This window comes from Christiangramia crocea (assembly GCF_022410465.1).
In the GTDB taxonomy this organism is placed as follows: Bacteria; Bacteroidota; Bacteroidia; order Flavobacteriales; family Flavobacteriaceae; genus Christiangramia; species Christiangramia crocea.
The window spans coordinates 1-18,988 of the sequence record NZ_JAJSON010000015.1; the positions used below are offsets into that span (position 1 = coordinate 1).

Annotated in this window: 19 protein-coding genes; 9 read left to right on the forward strand and 10 right to left on the reverse strand. The window is 40.7% G+C overall.

The window, feature by feature from the left end:
- Nucleotides 1-351: 351 nt before the first annotated feature.
- The 4 genes from LU635_RS05460 to purN form a co-directional block, all read right to left on the reverse strand.
- The gene (locus tag LU635_RS05460; RefSeq protein ID WP_240097024.1) at nucleotides 352-2,250 is read right to left on the reverse strand and encodes an amidophosphoribosyltransferase; all 1,899 of its coding nucleotides are present in this window, start codon (nucleotides 2,248-2,250) and stop codon (nucleotides 352-354) included.
- Between the two features lie 72 nt (nucleotides 2,251-2,322).
- Nucleotides 2,323-3,246, reverse strand: coding sequence for a PfkB family carbohydrate kinase (locus LU635_RS05465; protein ID WP_240097026.1), 924 nt, complete (start codon nucleotides 3,244-3,246; stop codon nucleotides 2,323-2,325).
- Nucleotides 3,247-3,320: 74 nt separating this feature from the next.
- The gene (rnhA, locus tag LU635_RS05470; RefSeq protein WP_240097028.1) at nucleotides 3,321-3,785 is read right to left on the reverse strand and encodes a ribonuclease HI; all 465 of its coding nucleotides are present in this window, start codon (nucleotides 3,783-3,785) and stop codon (nucleotides 3,321-3,323) included.
- Nucleotides 3,785-4,381, reverse strand: a complete 597-nt coding sequence (gene purN, locus LU635_RS05475) for a phosphoribosylglycinamide formyltransferase (protein ID WP_240097030.1) — start codon at nucleotides 4,379-4,381, stop codon at nucleotides 3,785-3,787. The genes rnhA and purN overlap by 1 nt, the downstream gene beginning before the upstream one ends.
- 147 nt (nucleotides 4,382-4,528) lie before the next feature.
- Here purN and LU635_RS05480 point away from each other — a divergent pair, with 147 nt between their 5' ends.
- The 5 genes from LU635_RS05480 to pyk all read left to right on the forward strand — a co-directional run bounded on the left by LU635_RS05480 (nucleotide 4,529) and on the right by pyk (nucleotide 8,800).
- A complete protein-coding gene (locus tag LU635_RS05480) occupies nucleotides 4,529-4,765 on the forward strand; it encodes an acyl carrier protein (protein WP_013069791.1) in 237 nt (78 codons plus the stop codon).
- Between the two features lie 16 nt (nucleotides 4,766-4,781).
- Nucleotides 4,782-6,035 carry a beta-ketoacyl-ACP synthase II gene (fabF, locus tag LU635_RS05485; protein WP_240097032.1) on the forward strand — a complete coding sequence of 418 codons (1,254 nt, stop codon included), beginning with the start codon at nucleotides 4,782-4,784 and terminating at the stop codon, nucleotides 6,033-6,035.
- A 3-nt stretch (nucleotides 6,036-6,038) separates the two neighbouring features.
- The gene (rnc, locus tag LU635_RS05490) at nucleotides 6,039-6,770 is read left to right on the forward strand and encodes a ribonuclease III (RefSeq protein ID WP_240097034.1); all 732 of its coding nucleotides are present in this window, start codon (nucleotides 6,039-6,041) and stop codon (nucleotides 6,768-6,770) included.
- A gap of 114 nt (nucleotides 6,771-6,884) precedes the next feature.
- Complete coding sequence (locus tag LU635_RS05495) at nucleotides 6,885-7,370, forward strand: IPExxxVDY family protein (protein ID WP_240097036.1); 486 nt, start codon at nucleotides 6,885-6,887, stop codon at nucleotides 7,368-7,370.
- Nucleotides 7,370-8,800: a pyruvate kinase gene (gene pyk / locus LU635_RS05500; protein ID WP_240097038.1), complete on the forward strand. Its 1,431-nt coding sequence runs from the start codon at nucleotides 7,370-7,372 to the stop codon at nucleotides 8,798-8,800. Before LU635_RS05495 ends, pyk begins: the two co-directional genes overlap by 1 nt.
- 60 nt (nucleotides 8,801-8,860) lie before the next feature.
- Here pyk and LU635_RS05505 read toward each other — a convergent pair whose 3' ends face one another.
- Both LU635_RS05505 and dinB read right to left on the reverse strand, forming a co-directional pair.
- Complete coding sequence (locus LU635_RS05505) at nucleotides 8,861-9,370, reverse strand: lipocalin-like domain-containing protein (RefSeq protein ID WP_240097040.1); 510 nt, start codon at nucleotides 9,368-9,370, stop codon at nucleotides 8,861-8,863.
- Nucleotides 9,371-9,376: 6 nt separating this feature from the next.
- Nucleotides 9,377-10,459, reverse strand: coding sequence for a DNA polymerase IV (gene dinB, locus LU635_RS05510; protein WP_240097042.1), 1,083 nt, complete (start codon nucleotides 10,457-10,459; stop codon nucleotides 9,377-9,379).
- 140 nt (nucleotides 10,460-10,599) lie between these two features.
- On the opposite strand from dinB, the gene LU635_RS05515 reads away from it, so the two are divergent.
- From LU635_RS05515 to LU635_RS05530, 4 genes are read left to right on the forward strand one after another with little or no spacing between them, the layout of a single operon-like run.
- Nucleotides 10,600-11,271: an NAD(P)H-binding protein gene (locus LU635_RS05515; RefSeq protein ID WP_240097044.1), complete on the forward strand. Its 672-nt coding sequence runs from the start codon at nucleotides 10,600-10,602 to the stop codon at nucleotides 11,269-11,271.
- Between the two features lie 2 nt (nucleotides 11,272-11,273).
- Nucleotides 11,274-11,744 (forward strand): CYTH domain-containing protein, encoded by a 471-nt coding sequence (locus LU635_RS05520; RefSeq protein ID WP_240097046.1) that lies wholly within the window; start codon nucleotides 11,274-11,276, stop codon nucleotides 11,742-11,744.
- Nucleotides 11,744-12,244, forward strand: coding sequence for a YciI family protein (locus LU635_RS05525; protein ID WP_240097048.1), 501 nt, complete (start codon nucleotides 11,744-11,746; stop codon nucleotides 12,242-12,244). The genes LU635_RS05520 and LU635_RS05525 overlap by 1 nt, the downstream gene beginning before the upstream one ends.
- A 3-nt stretch (nucleotides 12,245-12,247) precedes the next feature.
- The gene (locus LU635_RS05530; RefSeq protein ID WP_240097050.1) at nucleotides 12,248-13,177 is read left to right on the forward strand and encodes a DUF5996 family protein; all 930 of its coding nucleotides are present in this window, start codon (nucleotides 12,248-12,250) and stop codon (nucleotides 13,175-13,177) included.
- Here the strand turns inward: LU635_RS05530 and trxA are convergent.
- The 4 genes from trxA to LU635_RS05550 all read right to left on the reverse strand — a co-directional run bounded on the left by trxA (nucleotide 13,174) and on the right by LU635_RS05550 (nucleotide 18,983).
- Nucleotides 13,174-13,473, reverse strand: a complete 300-nt coding sequence (gene trxA, locus LU635_RS05535) for a thioredoxin (RefSeq protein WP_240097052.1) — start codon at nucleotides 13,471-13,473, stop codon at nucleotides 13,174-13,176. The two genes, LU635_RS05530 and trxA, sit on opposite strands and share 4 nt — an antisense overlap.
- Before the next feature lie 60 nt (nucleotides 13,474-13,533).
- A complete protein-coding gene (locus LU635_RS05540; protein ID WP_240097054.1) occupies nucleotides 13,534-14,382 on the reverse strand; it encodes a phosphatase PAP2 family protein in 849 nt (282 codons plus the stop codon).
- A 76-nt stretch (nucleotides 14,383-14,458) separates the two neighbouring features.
- The gene (locus tag LU635_RS05545; protein WP_240097056.1) at nucleotides 14,459-15,856 is read right to left on the reverse strand and encodes an efflux transporter outer membrane subunit; all 1,398 of its coding nucleotides are present in this window, start codon (nucleotides 15,854-15,856) and stop codon (nucleotides 14,459-14,461) included.
- A gap of 1 nt (nucleotide 15,857) precedes the next feature.
- Entirely contained in the window at nucleotides 15,858-18,983 is a 3,126-nt protein-coding gene (locus LU635_RS05550) for an efflux RND transporter permease subunit (RefSeq protein ID WP_240097058.1), read from the reverse strand.
- Nucleotides 18,984-18,988: the final 5 nt, after the last annotated feature.

The following is an 18,988-nucleotide window of genomic DNA, read 5'->3' on the forward strand; positions in this document are numbered from 1 at the left end:
ATAAATTCCACCTTTTTTTGCCCCAAATCTACCATGAACTTAACCTACTTATGCTATGGTCTAGTAAATATAGAGAGAAAGATCTAATGAATTTAAAAATTTAGATGAAGAGCAGGGATATTTGCTAAATGGCTGGTAATCAATATTTTGTTCATCTTATGTAAAATAATTTTGAACAAAATACCTGAGGTCTGAACATAAAAAAAGGCGGAAGAGATTCCACCTTTTTTTGCCCCAAATCTACCATGAACTTAACCTACTTATGTTATGGCCTTACTAAAGTAGATAGAAAAATCCTACAGGCAAAGAATATTAGATAAAAAGCATATTTATTAGTTGAATAACGCAAACTTAATATGCTCGATCCTTTTTGCCTTCGAAAAAATTCATAAAAGCTCTGTTTACAACCCGGTTACCTCCAGGTGTTGGATAATCCCCTGTAAAGTACCAGTCCCCTAAATTCTTAGGACATGCCTTATGAAGATTATCAACACTCTGGTAAATAACTTTTACCTCTGCATTAACATCTTCATCACAGAGTAATTCAGAGATCTTATCAGAAATTTCTTCATCGGTGAATGGATCGTAAATTTCTTTCACGAAGTTCTGAACTTCATTATCATCCAGTTCTACCTGGTCCTTACATTTATGATATACTTTTTCTACGATATCAAATTTGTCATTCTCTTTCAACAAATCAAGAGCGGCCCTGAATGCTACAAGATCTTCCAGTCTCGCCATGTCAATACCATAGCAGTCGGGATATCGTATTTGCGGGGCAGATGAAACCACAATTATTTTTCTTGGTTTCAGGCGATCCATCATCTTTATAATACTCTTCTTTAAAGTGGTACCTCTTACAATACTATCGTCAATGATCACCAGGTTATCATCTGGTTGTACAACTCCGTAGGTGACGTCATAAACGTGTGCTACAAGATCGTCACGACTACTGTCTTCGGTAATGAAGGTTCGAAGCTTCACATCTTTAATAGCGATCTTTTCAGTTCTTAGCCTGTGAGACAATATCTCCTGAAGTCTTGCATCGGTAAGGCTATCCTTCTCCTCGAGAATGGCTTCATTCTTTTGCTTGTTAAGCTCGTCCTGAGCAGCCTCTACCATTCCATAGAAAGAGGTTTCAGCAGTATTCGGGATAAAAGAGAATACTGTTTTCTGGGTATCATGATCTATAGACTTTAATACCTCTGGCATAAGGAGTCTGCCAAGCATTTTTCTTTCCTGATAGATCTCGGCATCGCTACCACGGGAGAAATAAATTCGTTCAAAGGAACAGGCTTTTCTTTCAAGAGGTTCTATGATCTTTTTGATGGATGTATTTCCATTTTTCTTGGTGATAATGGCGTGCCCCGGAGGAAGCTCGGTAACTTCTTCAAAATTCACATTGAAAACAGTTTGTATAACCGGTCTTTCAGATGCCACTACTACAACTTCATCATCTTTATAATAATACGCCGGCCTTATTCCAGCAGGATCACGAAGCACAAAGGAATCCCCATGGCCCATTAGCCCGGCCATAGCATAACCGCCATCCCAGATCTTGGAAGATTTTTTCAGGATCTTGGCCACATTTAACTTTTCGGCAATTATCGGAGAGGCTTCCACCTTGGAATAACCTTCCTTCTTTAGTTTCTTATATAATTTACGTACTTCAGAGTCAAGGAAGTGGCCAATCTTTTCCATCACGGTTACGGTATCGGCCCTTTCTTTTGGATGCTGACCCAGTTCTACCAGATTGTTAAATAATCTGTTCACATTGGTCATGTTAAAATTCCCGGCAACGATCAGGTTACGGTGCATCCAGTTGTTCTGCCTAAGAAATGGATGTACGCTCTCAATATTATTCTTGCCAAATGTCCCGTACCTAACATGCCCTAAGAACACCTCTCCCAGATAGGGGATATGTCTTTTTTGAAGTTCAGTATCATCTGCATATTCCGGATTGGCTTTGATCTCTTCGTTTATCCTTTGGTTGATCTGCTCAAAAATGTCCTGTATTGGCTGGGCTTTATTGGACCGAATACGGCTTATATACCTTTCTCCCGGAATTGTATTGAGTTTGATGCTCGCAAAACCTGCACCATCCTGGCCACGATTATGCTGCTTTTCCATAAGGAGATACATTTTATTTACACCGTAAAATGCTGTCCCGTATTTTTCTTTGTAATAATCTAATGGTTTCAAAAGCCTTATATGGGCAATTCCGCATTCGTGTTTTAGAGCATCACTCATATCTTAATTTCCTTTTTGGAATTTTAGTTGTTTTTGTCACAAAAAAAGCCCTGAAATTACAGGGCGTTATTATTAATCCAGTTGAGTTTCAAACTGCGTTAATTTTTTGAACTGATAAAGTCTTTCGCTTACTTCTTCGTTGCTAAGGTCCTGCATCCTTTCCGTGCCAAATTTCTCTACACAGAAAGAGGCCAGATTCGAACCATAAATAATGGCACTTTTCATATTCTCAAACGAGATATCTCCGGTTCTTGCGAGGTAGCCTATAAAGCCGCCGGCAAATGTGTCGCCCGCTCCGGTGGGATCAAAAACCTCTTCCAGCGGAAGTGCAGGAGCAAAAAATACCTGTTCCTTATTAAAAAGTAAAGCACCATGCTCTCCTTTTTTGATCACTACATATTCAGGCCCCATATTTTCAATGATTCTCGCAGCTTTTACCAGGGAATGTTCTCCGGAAAGCTGCCTGGCTTCCTCATCATTAATTGTGATTACATCTACCTTAGCGATCACCTTTTTTAGGTCTTCCAGGGTGTTGTCCATCCAGAAGTTCATTGTATCCAGAACTACAAGTTTAGGATTGTTTACCTGTTCCAAAACGCTTAATTGTACAAGCGGATGGAGATTTCCAAGCATTACGTATTCTGCATCCTTATAATCTTCAGGGACCACCGGTTTGAAGTCGGCCAGAACATTTAACTGGGTGTCTAGCGTATCCCTTGTGTTCAGATCGTTATGATATTTTCCGCTCCAGAAGAAGGTTTTCCCCCCTTTTACGACTTCTATTCCTTTTATGTCTATATGGTTGACTTTAAGAAGATCCAGATAATTATCAGGGAAGTCTTCGCCAACCACAGATACCACTGCGCTGTCTATGTTAAAATTTGAAGCAGAGAGACCTATATAGGTGGCCGCACCACCCAGGATCTTATCGGTTTTTCCAAATGGGGTTTCAATAGCATCGAACGCAACGGTTCCTACAATAAGTAATTTACTCATAACGGACTTTCAAATGACGCTGCAAATATACAGTTTGTTTTCCAAGGTATAAACCCAAATCTTCAGACTGTTTTTTAGCCTTTATAACCGGTGTCTTTCTTGAGGTGTTTTCCTTTGGAAGCTATTACTGCAAGAGCATCACAACGTTCATTTTGTGAATGATTATTGTGGCCTTTTATCCAATGGAAGTCCACTTTATGTTTTCGGTATTCCTTTAGAAAGTCGATCCAAAGGTCACTATTCTTTCGGTTTACAAACCCCTTTTTCTCCCATCCGAAAACCCAGCCTTTGGTTACCGCATCGGCCACATATTTAGAATCGGTGAAGACTTTTACATGGAGCCCCGGTTTTTTAAGTTTTCTCAGGCCTTCGATTACGGCCAGTAGTTCCATCCGGTTGTTGGTAGTGAGTTTAAAACCCTCTGAGAATTCCTTCTTATATGGTTTTCCAACCCATTCCATCACTATTCCATAGCCTCCCGGCCCCGGGTTTCCTCTCGCGGCACCATCGGTATAGATATGAACCTGTGTATTCTGCACTATTTTTTATCTTCTAGAAGTTGCTGGATCACTTCAGGGAAGTGTTTATATTCCAGTTGATGGATTTTTGCGGCCAGGCTTTCGGGGGTTTCATTTTCTTCGATTAAAACTGTCTCCTGGAAAATAACCTGTCCTTCATCATATACTGGGTTTACATAATGTATGGTGATGCCGCTTTTCTTTTCATTATTCTCAATAACCGCCTTGTGAACTCTTTCACCATACATTCCTTTGCCTCCATATTTAGGTAAAAGGGCCGGGTGTATATTAATAATCTTTTCCGGAAATTCTTCAAGAATACTGGTGGGCATAAGCCATAAGAACCCGGCCAGTACAATAAGGTCTGGATCAATATCTCTTAAAACATTCAGTACTTCATGAGAATAATATAGGGCTTCCTTGTCAAATAACAGAGGTCTTACATTTAGATGATGTGCTTTTTTTAAAGCGCCTGCCGATCTGCGGTTGGACAAAACGGCTACCACCTCTATATTTTTGGAATTCTGGAAGTAATTTATGATGTTTTCGGCATTGGTACCGGACCCTGAAGCAAAGATTACTATTTTTTTGGTGGATTTTTTTGTTTCGTCACTCAAAATAAGGGTGTTAACATTTATTAGGATGTAAAATTAATCCGTTTCAATGAATTTTATGTAAATTACCATCACATTTTTAGAGTAAAAATCGGTTTTAAAATAAAGTTTTTTATTTTTGCCACCTAATCAAAATTAAAATAAAAAATTATGTCAGACATTGCATCAAGAGTAAAAGCTATAATCGTTGACAAACTGGGTGTTGACGAGAACGAAGTTGTAAACGAAGCCAGCTTCACCAACGACTTGGGTGCTGATTCACTAGACACAGTGGAATTGATCATGGAATTCGAGAAAGAATTTGACATTCAGATTCCAGACGATCAGGCAGAGAATATCGCCACTGTAGGTCAGGCAATTTCATATATCGAAGACGCTAAAAAATAAAAAATCAACACACCATATGGAGTTAAAGCGAGTTGTAGTTACGGGCCTTGGTGCCTTAACCCCAATTGGTAACAATCTTGAGGAATATTGGGAGGGACTGATTAGTGGTAAAAGTGGTAGTGCTCCTATCACTTATTTTGATACCGAAAAGTTCAAGACTAAATTCGCTTGCGAACTCAAAAACTTTGATCCTCTTGACTACTTTGATCGAAAAGAAGTTAGAAGGCTTGATAGGTTTGCTCAGTATGCAATTGTATCTGCAGATGAAGCTATCAAAGATTCCGGAATAGACCTGGACACCGTTGATAAGTATCGCGTTGGCGTAATCTGGGGTGCAGGTATCGGAGGTCTGGAGACTTTCCAGGATGAAGTAATAAATTTTGCCAAGGGAGATGGTTCTCCCAGGTTTAATCCCTTCTTTATACCCAAGATGATCGCTGATATTGCCCCGGGTAATATCTCGATCCGTCACGGATTCATGGGAGCGAATTATACAACTGTTTCAGCCTGTGCTTCTGCTGCCAATGCCATGATCGATGCACTTAACAACATACGTTTAGGGCATAGTGATATTATCGTATCTGGTGGTTCTGAAGCTGCAGTGACTCAGGCGGGAATGGGTGGTTTTAATGCAATGCATGCCCTTTCTACCAGAAATGAAAGTCCTGAAACAGCTTCCAGACCATTTGACGCAACCAGAGATGGCTTTGTACTTGGAGAAGGTGGAGGCGCGCTTATATTGGAAGAATATGAGCATGCCAAGGCCAGAGGTGCAAAGATCTATGCCGAGGTAATGGGTGGAGGACTTTCTTCAGATGCTTATCATATGACCGCTCCACATCCTGAAGGAGATGGAGTTGTGGCAGTTATGAAAAACTGTCTTAGGAATGCCGGATTAAAACCGGAAGATGTTGATGCTATAAACACTCACGGAACTTCCACTCCATTAGGAGATGTTGCTGAATTGAAGGCAATTTCAAAAGTTTTCGGTGAACATGCTAAACGCATTAACATTAATTCTACCAAGTCTATGACGGGGCATTTGTTAGGAGCCGCGGGGGCTATTGAGGCTATCGCAGCGATACTTTCCATGAAATATGGAATTGTGCCACCTACTATTAATCATGAACATGTTGACGAAAACATCGATCCGGAGTTGAACCTTACGCTTAACAAGGCTCAGAAGAGAGATGTTAACGTGGTTATGAGTAATACCTTTGGGTTTGGGGGACACAATGCTTGCGTGTTGTTCAAGAAACTAGACGAATAAACGATGAGCGTTATTCGTAACATACTAAATTCCCGCTCTTCCAAGGGCGGGAATTTTTTTAATATCCTCACAGCCATTCTTGGGTTTAAACCGAAAACCCTTGCACATTATAAAAAGGCGTTTACTCACCGGTCCTTAAATCAGAAGGATGCCGAAGGGAATGCAATAAATTTTGAGCGTATGGAATTCCTTGGGGATGCTATGTTGAGTGCTGTTGTTGCCTCCCATCTTTTCAAAGCTGTACCCGGGGGTAATGAAGGCTATCTTACCAAAATGAGATCTAAAGTGGTGAGCCGTAAACACCTTAATGAACTGGGGAAAGATCTGAACCTCATAGAGCATGTTCAGACCAATATCCCAAAAGATCAGTTTGGGGTCAATATCCATGGAAATCTATTTGAAGCCCTGATTGGGGCGATCTATCTTGACAGAGGTTACAAATACTGCAAGCGCTTTATTTATGACCGGGTCATAGATCCGTATGTGGATATTGAACAACTGGAAGGGAAGGTAATCAGTTATAAGAGCCTGGTGATAGAATGGTGTCAAAAGGAAAAGAAAGAATTTGATTATGAGGTCTATGAAGATACAGGGAACGATGAGCTAAAACATTTTGCTGTGAAGCTCCGTATTAACGACAGGGTTGTGGCTAAGGCCAGGGCGACCTCCAAGAAAAAAGCGGAGGAAAAAGCGTCTAAGCGAGCCTATTATGCTTTACAGACTAAAATAGACTGATTTTTGACGATTTAACGCAAACTACAACGTTTTCGTAAAAAATTATGAATTTTAGGGTTGCTTTATCTTCATTTTATCAATCATATATTATCTTTAGCCTTAAAGTAAAAGTTTATGCAATCGCATAAAATGCTGCTGGAAGTCGATGATGAGCATTTCTATCTAATTGCTGTTTATTCTTCTCTGGAGGGATATAAAATGGCATTTTCTATAAATAAGTATCTGCGGGTCAAACTCGAAAGAGAGAGAAAGGATATAGATTTTAACCATACCGATTATCACGCGGTATATGCTCTGTATTCATATAATGATCCGAAGGCCTATTATAGTTTAGACCTTGTTGCTAACAAGTTTAAAGGGGAACCCAGAAAAATTCTTAATTCAGGGTCGCTGTTTGAGGAAGAAGAACTGAGTCCTCAGGAAGTATGCCTGATACCTGAATATAATAAAGTTGATTATTTTCTTAAGATTAGCGAAGAGATTCAACAAAAGGAATTTAATAAGATCTTATCCAAAATGGGTCAGATCCCCGGAGTACAGGCCGCATATGCGATTGATGTGAATAATTTAAAATCCAAACAAAATCTAATTTTTGAATAATGCCTACCAACAAAAAAACCAAAATAGTCGCAACACTGGGCCCTGCAACCAGTAGTAAGGATGTTTTAAAGAAGATGTTGCAGGAAGGTGTAAATGTTTTCCGCATAAATTTTTCTCATGCTAACTACGATGACGTAAAGGAACGCATTCAAATGATCAGGGAGCTGAATGAGGAATATAGGTTCAATGCCGCTATTCTTGCCGATCTCCAGGGACCCAAACTTCGGGTTGGAGTAATGAAAGAAGAAGTGGTTGTAAGCGAAGGTGACCAGATTACTTTTGCTACCGGTAAGGAATTTAAAGGTACCGCGAAGAGGGTATATATGAATTACGATTCCTTTCCCCGGGATGTAAAGGCTGGAGAAAGGATTTTGCTAGATGATGGAAAACTGATTTTCGAGGTTGTAAGTACCAATAAGAAGGATGAGGTAAAAACTAAAGTTATCCAGGGTGGCCCATTGAAGTCTAAAAAAGGGGTTAATCTTCCAAACACCAGTATTTCACTTCCGGCACTTACCGAAAAGGATATTGAAGATGCCAAGTTTGCCTGTGAGATGCAGGTAGACTGGATGGCGCTCTCTTTCGTAAGACATGCTGAGGATCTTATGGAACTTCAAAAACTTATAAAGGAACATAGCCAATACAAGATCCCTATCGTTGCCAAGATTGAGAAGCCGGAAGGTGTTGCAAATATCGATAAGATCGTTGCCTATTGCGACGGACTTATGGTGGCACGGGGAGACCTTGGAGTTGAGATCCCTGCCCAGGAAGTTCCACTTATTCAGAAAAAACTTGTGCTAACGGCTAAAAAGGCCAGGATTCCTGTGATTATTGCCACTCAGATGATGGAAACCATGATCACCAGCCTTACTCCAACAAGGGCTGAGGTGAACGATGTGGCAAACTCTGTAATGGATGGCGCCGATGCGGTGATGTTAAGTGGTGAAACTTCTGTAGGTCAGTATCCGGTTCAGGTTATTCAAAAAATGTCTCAGATACTGGATAGTGTAGAGAATTCTCCTCTTATTAAAGTTCCTCATGAGCCACCTCACGTAAGAACAAAAAGATATATCACCAAAGCGGTTTGTTATCACGCAGCTCATATGGCTAATGAAATTAAGGCTAAGGCTATCTGTACACTTACCAATAGTGGGTATACGGCTTTTCAAATTTCGGCATGGAGGCCTGAGGCTCATATCCTGGTGTTCACTTCAAACAAAAGGATACTTAATCAGTTAAGCTTGCTATGGGGTGTTAAGGCATTTTTCTATGACAAGTTTGTGAGTACAGACGAAACAATAGAGGATATTTCAAAGATGGCGAAAGAATTCAAGTTCGTTGAAACCGGCGATTTTACCATTAATCTTGCGGCAATGCCAATAACCGAGAAGGGGATGGTAAATACCCTGAGAGTTTCGGAAATAGTATAAGCTTTAATGAACTCTTCATAATTTAACCGGGAACTTATTGAAAAATAGGTTTCCGGTTTTTTAATGATGAAAATATCGGTCCCCGATATCAAGATTTTCCCTTACTAAGATATCAGTAATAGTTCTGGATTTGCTGCCGTATTGGTTATGTTTAAAGGAGAGCTTTAAGGTGTCTTCTGATAGTTTTAAAATCTTGAAATATTTATAGTCCTTGTCAGTATTCATTAGCTTCGGAATATCAGGGCTGTTTATTTTAATATATGGATGACCTTTTGGACCTTTCTTGAATTCATAACTTCCTTTTAAGCTGAGACCGCAATCAGAGCGATTTTCGTTATTATCTGAAACACTTTGGTTGCTTTTGAATGTTTGTCTGTAAGCCAGGAAACAAGGGCCCATATTCATTCGTACATTATCATTATAGCGGCGTGCTATTTTCCATGTTTTAGAACTGTCTCCATGGATCAAAGCCATTGCGTTCTCCGGCAGTGAAAAAGGATCGGGTTCATTATTACAGGATGGAAAAAATATAACTGCATAAAGGGTAGTTATCCATTTAAAGACTTTCATTCAGTATTAAAATTTGAATTTTAACTGGACAGAAATTTCTTTTTTCTCTTCATTTGAATCTTCTTTATCGGTATTAAGATTGGAGAGTGAAATTCCCAGGAGACGAACGGAATTTTTCATTTTTTCCTGGTAAAGCAAGGCTTTGGCGATCTCCATTATCAGTTCTTTACTGGCAATATAATAACTTATGGTCTTACTTCGGGTTTGAAGGGTGAAATCACTGTACTTTATCTTCAAAGTCACCGTCTTACCCGCTACCTTACTCTTTTTAAGACGTCGCTCGATCTCTTCGGCAATGTTTTCCAGCCTCTCCAGCATAAAGATCTCGGAAGAGATATTCTCATTGAAGGTTCTTTCGGCTCCCAGTGACTTTCTAATTCGATGCGGTTTTACCTCGCTTAGATGGATTCCCCTCACCACATTATAAAAATGGGAACCGCTTTTTCCAAAATGCTCGGTTAGGTATTCCTCGCTTTTTTCTTTAAGGTCTTTCCCGCTGAATATTCCTAAACTATACATTTTTTCAGCGGTCACTTTGCCCACGCCATAGAACTTTCTAATATCAAGATCTTCCAGGAATTGTAGTACTTCTTCCGGGGGAACGGTTTTCTGGCCATTTGGCTTATTCACATCGCTGGCAACCTTTGCGATGAATTTATTGATTGAAATTCCCGCCGAAGCATTCAGGCCGGTTTTTTCCTTTATTTTATTCCTTATCTCTTTAGCGATGAGGGTAGCACTGGGGTTTCCTTTTTTATTCTCGGTAACGTCAAGATAAGCCTCATCCAGTGAGAGCGGTTCTACAAGCTCGGTATATTCAAAGAAGATCTCCCTGATCTTTTGAGATATCTCGCGATAACGTTCAAATCGTGGTTTTACGAAAATGAGATCTGGACAGTTGCGTTTTGCGATCACACTGCTCATAGCACTTCTTACTCCATACTTTCGTGCTTCATAACTTGCAGCGCTTACCACTCCTCTTTGGGAACTACCACCTACAGCTACGGCCTTTCCTCTAAGCTCCGGGTTATCCAGTTGTTCCACTGACGCATAAAATGCATCCATATCTATATGGATAATTTTTCTCATGACGTTCACGTCCCAAATTTAAGCTTAAAAGATTTAAAGGATTGTTAGGGCAAAATTGTAAATTTAAGTTTGTAATCATTCGGTTTGATGACTTTATTCCCTCAAATAAAATATGGAACCGGAGGAGAAGATATTTTTAGATGACTGGAAAAACAGCAATTATTCTTGGTGCTACTGGCTTGACAGGCAGTATTCTTCTGGAAAAACTGTTGCAGGATGAGCGGTATGAAAAGATCAAGGTCTTTTCACGTCAACATGTAAGGCAGCAGCACCCTAAGATTGAGGAATTCCTTATAAACCTTTTTGAACTGGAGAAGGTGGGCAACCTTTTTACCGGGGATGAGGTTTATTGTTGCATTGGAAGCACCCAGAAAAAAACGCCGGATGAGGAGGTTTACAGGATGGTAGATTTTGGGATTCCGGCAACGGCAGCCAGGCTTTCTAAGCTGAATGGAATCCGTACTTTTGAAGTGATCTCGGCTATGGGTGCAAATGAGAATAGCAGATTCTTTTATAACCGCACTAAAGGAGAAATGGAGGGCGCAGTCATGGAACACCGGATAGAGAATACCTATATTCTCAGGCCATCACTCATTGGAGGTGAAAGGGAAGAGAGCCGGCCACTGGAATATGCCTGGAAAAAGATAATGAATCTGGGGGATCATCTGCTTGTTGGTAAACTTAAAAAATACCGTAGCATACATCCGGAAACTATTGCAAACGCAATGATATACCTGGCAAATAGCCAGTATAAAAGTGGAAGGATTGAGTCTGACGAGATCAAGAGAATAGCAAATAGATATAAAGAATAAATATGACCGAAATAGAGCGAAAATTCCTTGTAAAGTCAGATGAATTCAAGCAACAGGCCGATAAAAAGAAATTGATAATACAGGCCTATCTGAATACTCATCCGGAGCGGACTATCAGGATAAGAATTAATGATGATGAAGCATTTATCACTATTAAAGGAAAATCTTCTGAAGATGGATTGTCACGATTTGAATGGGAAAAAGAGATCCCGGTTAAAGAAGCCAGGAAACTGTTGCAGATATGCGAACCTGGTAAAATAGAAAAATACAGATATCACGTGGATATAGGAGAACACACCTATGAAATTGATGAGTTCCTGGAAGAAAATGAAGGTCTGGTCCTGGCCGAGATAGAACTTGAAAAGGAAGATGAGCAATTTGAAAAACCTGAGTGGCTTGGAGAGGAGGTTACCGGCAATCTTGATTATTACAATTCGAAATTGATAGAAAACCCCTATAAAAACTGGAACTGATGAAAGTAATTATTCCCGTCTTACTTTGTGGTCTTTTGGCGGGTTGCATGGAAGCCCCTCAACCTAACGCCACCGAAAATGAGAAAACTGAGAAAAGGAAAGATTCTTTTGCCAGCACTGATATTTCTAAAATAGAAGCCAAACTTAAGGAAGAGGGTTACCAAACTTTTAGATACAAAGAAGGGGATACCACCTATTTAATGCAGCAGTATTATTTGGTATTTTTGAAATCAGGTCCAAATCGCAGCCAGGATTCTACAGAGGCGGCAGATCTTCAGAAAAAGCATATGGCTCATTTATCCAGACTTTATGAGGAAGGTTATACAAGTTTGACGGGCCCAACGGGAGATGATGGCGAGATTAGGGGAATAGTTGTTTTTAATACTGCCACCCAAAAGGAAGCCGATAGTCTGGCCAGACTTGATCCAATGGTAAAGGCAGGAAGACTGGAAGTAGAAGTTCATCCATGGTGGGTGGCTAAAGGAGGTAAATTGAATTAAGAAATGATACTAGGGAACAGGTTACCGGAATTAAAGTATGTGGGTAATGAAAATAAAAAGCTTACCCTGCATCTCTTTTTCCAGATCATGGGAAAAATAAGAATGGCCTTAACCCCAAGAAAGAATCACTGGTGGTATATCACATTGTATGTAAATGAAAAAGGTTTTACCACTGGCTCAATTCCCATTCAAAATGGATTCGCCTCCTTTTCCATGTCCCTGGACATTCTTGATCATGAATTCATTGTTTTTAAGAGCAACGGAGAATCCCGTTCCTTTGAACTGGAACATGATCTTAGTGTGGCGCAATTCTATGAGCGGGTAGTGGAATTTTTAAAAGAACTGGATATTGAGGTAAGTATTAACTCCAGGCCCTATGAATTGGATATTGATATGGATTTTTCAGAAATCTCAGATATTCGGCACTATGATGCTTTATTTGCTACTACCTACTGGCATACTTTTCTTTGGATAGATTCGGTTTTTAAGGAATTCAGCGGACGGTTCTACGGAAAGACATGCCCGGTTCATTTGTACTGGCATTCGATGGATCTTGCAGTAACACGTTTCTCCGGGACAAGAGCCCCGGCTATGCCGAAAGAAGCGAGGATTCCGGATAAGGAAGCATACAGCCATGAGTGTATAAGCTTTGGTTTTTGGGCAGGAGACGAAAATATACAGGAACCGGCTTTCTATTCATATACCTATCCCTCTCCTGAGGATATAGACATGGAAGAACTGGAGCCATCAAATGCTAACTGGATCATGAACAACGGAAGCCCGATGGCCATACTTACATATTCTGACCTTAGGGAGAAAGAAAATCCAAGAAAAGTTTTGTTGGAGTTTTTGGAATCGGCATATCAGGCTGGTGCGAACCGCGCAGGATGGAACGTTGAAGAATTTAAAGTTCCACCATTAGAAGAGCTTTAATTAAAAGAGAGTATTTTATTCTTTATCTCTTCCTTCGGCAAAACTCCCGATTGTCTCCATAATTGCTCACCGTTCCTAAAAAGCATAATTGTGGGTACTCCACGTACCTGATATCTGGCTGCTAGAGGCTGGTTCTTATCCACATCTATCTTAACAATCTTTACCTTATCCCCAAGTTCTGCTTTAACCTCCTTAAGAATTGGAGCTAACATTTTACAGGGTCCGCACCAGTCCGCGTGAAAATCGACCAGAACCGGGGTGTCGCTATTTATGATATCATTAAAGCTACTTTTCATAAGATTTTTTTAGGTTCTTAAATTTATCCATTTAGCTAATACCAAACTTATATAGGAAAGTTAAAATCTGCCGGTGATACCTATTCTTCCAAGCCCCACCTGGAAATTCCAGCTAATGCCTTCAATTTCATTCTTACCATAATCCCGCTCCCTTTTAAGATAATTGTCTATTGAATCTACTACTAGTACACTTAGCGCCAGGCTGAGTCCTACGTCCGTAAACCAGTGTGCACCTTCCCATAATCTTGAGGCCGGAGGGATAAGCCCCACCCCCAGAATTCCTGCTTTAACGAAAGGATTTTCAAATTGCTTTGAAAGAGCGTATGCGGTTGTAAAAGAAAGAATGGTATGGCCCGAAGGGAATGAATGGTAATTTGGCTCACTACTAAAGGGTTTAAAATCTCCTTTTCCCGCTCCTTCTTTTGGTCTTGCACGGCCTACAGCTGTTTTTAATATAGACTGAATAATTCCGGCAGTGGTTGCAGCTGAAATCATAAGAACACCTGTTCTTCTTACCTTTTCATTCCTGGTGAACAATCCGTAGAGATAAACCGCCCCGTTTACTGCATAATTATTCTGAGGGCTGCCATAGTACCAGCCGAAATCCTGAATGAACATTGGAACATCATCTTCCTGATTTCTAAACCATTCGTTTGCCTCGTCATCAAAAATGTACAATACGGCTGTTCCTGTTACTATTGCGCCAGCCGTCAGGAAATCATCCTTTTGCCATCTAATGGGTTGGGAGTAGGTTTTTTTAAGCCCTCCAAAGGCACTTACCCCGTCATACTTTAAAAGTTCCCAGGTAGTTGTCAATGAATCCTTGTTTTTCTCCTGGGCTTTAATAATTGGACCCGAGATGAAAACGGTTATAATTATTAGCTTTACAACATAATCAATTGGCCTCATGTGAAGTTAAAATTAAGAAATAGCTCAGAATAAATATTCTGTCTATTTATTACCACGACTGGTATTATAAAAAATCTTACTGCCATCCTCCTCCAAGAGCTCTATAAATATCCACAATAGATTTTAATTGATTAAAGCGTGCATTTGTAAGGTCAAGTCTTGAATTCAGGCTGTTCTGCCTTGCCGTAAGAACCTCGAGGTAGTTGGCAAGACCATTATTTAAAAGTTCTTCAGAATATTCTGTGGCCATCTCATAAGCCTCATATTCCTTTTGTTTTATTTCAATTTTTTTCGAGGCAGCCTGGTAAGAATACAATGCATCAGAAACCTCTTTGGAAGCTTCTAAGATTGCCCTTCTGAAATTAAGTCGTGACTGTTCCTGCTCTGCCTGAGACACTTCATATTGAGTTCTGATTTGTCGTCCGTTCAGCAGAGGCTGCGTAATTCCTCCTATTATACTAGCAAATAGTGAATTTGCATCAAAAAGTTTTGAAGCGTCAAGAGACTGAAATCCTCCTGTTGCGGTTAGAGTGATGGATGGATAGAAATTACTTCTGGCCACATTGGTTAACTGAAAAGAGTTTATGAGATCGAATTCTGCGGCAATCACATCAGGTCGATTTCTAAGAAGTTGAGCCGGTACACCAATAGAAAGACCGGTAGTGATTTCCTGACCCCCAAGTGTGCTTCTTTCTATCTGCATGGGAGATTCCCCCAGTAAGATGGAAAGTCTGTTCTCGATAAGGCGTTCCTGTTCATTTAGATCTACCAGAATAGCCTGGGCGGTATATAACTGGGCCTCTGTTTGTTTAACTCCCACTTCTGTAAGAAGTCCTGCTTCTTTAAGGGCTTTGGTGGTTTCAAGACTTTTTTCTCTGGTTTCTATCGTTTCTTCGGTAATCCTTTTCTGTTCATCAAGGGATAATAACTGGTAGTAGCTGGAAGCAATTTCAGCGATCAGCCTTGTCTTCACTGCTTTATGTGCAGCGACACTTTGAAGATAACCAGCTTCAAAGGCACGTTTCTGGCTGGTGATCTTTCCCCAAATATCGGCTTCCCAGGACAGGGATGTGTTTACTTCGTATTGGTTTATGGAACTAAAGAAACTTCCAAACTGGCTGTTGGGTGATAGTTCCTGGTGGGTAAAACGTCCATTCCCGTTAAGTGTCGGTAAATAGCCTGCTTTACCCTGTTTTGCATATGCTTCGGCAGTCAGGACTTGCTGAAGGGCAACTCTTATATCTATATTATTTTCAAGCCCCTGTTCAATATAATCCTGTAAAAGAGGATCTGTGAACATTTCACTCCAGGAAATAAGTGCCATGTTCAGACTATCCTGTTTAATGGAGTCTGTACGATAAAACTCTTCTCTCACTACTTCTGGCCGTTCATAATCTTTGGCAACAAAGCATGATTGGAGGCTTAAAAGACCTGTGATTGCGAAAATGATCTTATATCTTAGTGCTGATCTCATTTCATTTTTCACTATTTATTTTTCCACTAATTTTCTCCTGAAGCCACTGGAACACTATAAACAGTACAGGTATCACAAATATTCCCAATAGGGTACCTATTAGCAGCCCCCCAGCCGCTCCTGTGCCTATAGAACGGTTACCTTCGGCTCCTACTCCATTAGCCAGCACCAGAGGCATTAGTCCGAATATAAAGGCAAAAGAGGTCATAAGTATTGGTCTTAACCTCACACTGGCTCCTTCAATCGCAGCTTTGGTAATAGGCATACCCTCCCGTCTTCTTTGTCGGGCAAATTCCACAATAAGGATAGCATTTTTCGCCAGAAGCCCAATAAGCATTATAAGTGCAATCTGGAAATAAATATTGTTCTGAAGACCAGCCATCCAGGTACTCAGATAGGCGCCGGATACCCCTATGGGTAAAGAGAATATTACCGAAAACGGTAACAGATAACTCTCATACTGAGCGGCCAGAAGAAAATAAACAAATACAATGCTGAGTATAAAAATAAGACCGGCCTGTCCCGCGGTTGCGATCTCTTCTCGTGTAAGACCTGAAAAAGCAACATCAAAGCCACTTGGCAGTTCCTTTTCTGACACCCTCCTTATGGCATCGATAGTTCCTCCCGAACTGTAACCAGAAGCCGCAGTCCCATTAATCGTTACGGCATTGAAAAGGTTGAACCTGTTAATAGTCTGTGGCCCGTAAATCCGGTTAAGACTCACAAACTGAGAAACCGGTGTCATCTGGCCATCCGTCGTTCTCACGTACATACTATTAAGACTTTCTTTATCAACACGGTTTTCCGGAAGGGCCTGAACGAATACACGGTATTGTTTTCCAAACCGACTGAAGTTCGCAGTATAGAAACCGCCAATATATCCCTGTAGTACCGAAAGAACGTCATTCACGGAAACACCGGCCTCCTTCGCTTTAGGAACATCGATATCTATACGCAGCTGTGGATAATTGGTGCTGAAAGGATTTGAAGCGTAGCCCACTTCAGGTTCCGATATAAGTTTATTGACGAAATTGTTGGAAGTTTCATCCAGCGCTTCAAGTCCATTGGCTCCCCGGTCCAGTAACTGCATTTCAAAACCATCTGCACTACCAAAACCTGGTACGCTGGGTGGAGTAAAGTAGATTATTTTTGCATCGCTGATGGAGGCCGATTTCTCATTAAGTTTCGCAATTATACTATCTATGGAAGTTGCGTCGGTATCCCGTTCTTGCCAGTCCTCCAAAATAATAAAGCCCATTGAATTGGAGCTTCCTGCCCCTGAGAAAAAGTTTCTTCCTGCAATGACGGAGGCTGTACGCACCCCTTCCACATTCTGCATTTGTTCGTAAAGCTCTTGTGTAACCTCAAAAGATCTGTCTAAAGAAGAGCCGGGAGGTAATTCGGCATTTACAAATATAACTCCACGATCTTCGGTTGGTACAAAGCCAGTGGGAACAGATCTGTTGGTCCAGAAAATAGCCAGGCCTGCAATTACCAATATCAACAGGCTTGTCCATTTGTGTTTTGTAAAAAAGCTCAGGGAATGAGTATATTTTCTTCTGGTGGCAGCAAAACCGGCTTCAAAGGCTGTATGAAACCTCTGAAAGAAATTTTTATTTTTATCGGTTTCTTTTTTTGGTTTTAGAAAAACTGCGCAGAGTGCGGGACTCAAAGTAAGTGCGTTTACAGCCGATATCAGGATAGCGATAATTAGAGTTACCCCAAATTGTTCGTAAAAAACACCTGAGGGTCCCTGGATAAAAGTAATGGGAATGAAAACCGCCGCCATTACGAGTGTAATAGATACTATAGCGCCGGCGATCTCGTCCATTGCAGATATGGACGCTTTCTTCGCATTTTGTGCTCCTTCTTCCAGCTTGGTATGAACGGCTTCAACCACTACAATGGCATCATCTACCACTATACCAATTGCAAGTACAAGAGCAAAAAGAGTAAGGAGATTAACAGAATATCCCAGAATATTTAGAAAGAAAAAGGTGCCGATAATTGAAACCGGTACAGCGATCGCTGGGATTAGTGTGGATTTTATATCCTGCAAAAAGATAAATACCACAAGGAATACGAGAATAAAGGCCTCGATAAGAGTGGTTTTAACCTTATTTATGGATGCGGTAAGGAATTTATTCGTGTCATAATTCACGATATATTCTATTCCTTTCGGAAAATCTTTTTCAAGATCGTCCATTTTTTCATAGATCTCCTGAATTACTTCCTGCGCATTAGAGCCGGGAGTTTGAAAAACTCCAAAGTTGAGAGCAGGATAACCTTTGGACCTCGAAAGAGAAGAATAGGATTGTGCGCCAAGTTCCACATCTCCTACATCCTTTACCCTTAAGAACTCCCCATTATCTCTGGCCTTGATTATAATATTTTCATACTGCTCTGAAGTTTTATACCGCCCTTGATATTTTAATACATATTCGAAGGATTCTCCTGCATTTTGCCCCAGAGACCCGGCCGCAGCTTCAAGGCTTTGCTCACCAATGGCATCAATCACATCCCGGGGAATAAGTCCGTAATTTGCCATTTTCGCAGGGTCCAGCCAGACTCTCATCGCGTAATCTTTCCCCCCAAAAACATTTACATTACCTACACCATTAATACGCTGTAGCTCAGGCTTTACATTGATGTTTAGATAGTTCTGGATAAATGTATCATCGTAATCGGGATTGGTGGAGTAAAGCGCAGCATAAAGCAGGGCCGAACTCTGTTGTTTGGTGGTTGTAACACCCGATCTGATAACTTCTGCAGGCAATACCGCATTTGCTCTCGCAACCCGGTTCTGAACGTTTACTGCGGCAATATCTGGATCATAACCCTGTTCAAAAAATACCTGAATACTTGCGCTACCATTGTTGCTGGCACTGGAAGTTATATATTTCATGCCTTCCACGCCGTTGATCTCTTCTTCTATTGGGACTATTACACTTTCCACTATGGTTTCGGCATTGGCACCGGGGTAAGTAGCATTTACCTGAACTGTTGGAGGAGCAATATCGGGATACTGGGTAACAGGCAGCTGGCTAAGTCCCAGTATGCCGAGTATCATAATTATTATGGAAATTACAGTGGAAAGTACAGGTCGTTCTATGAATGTCTTTAGCATACCTT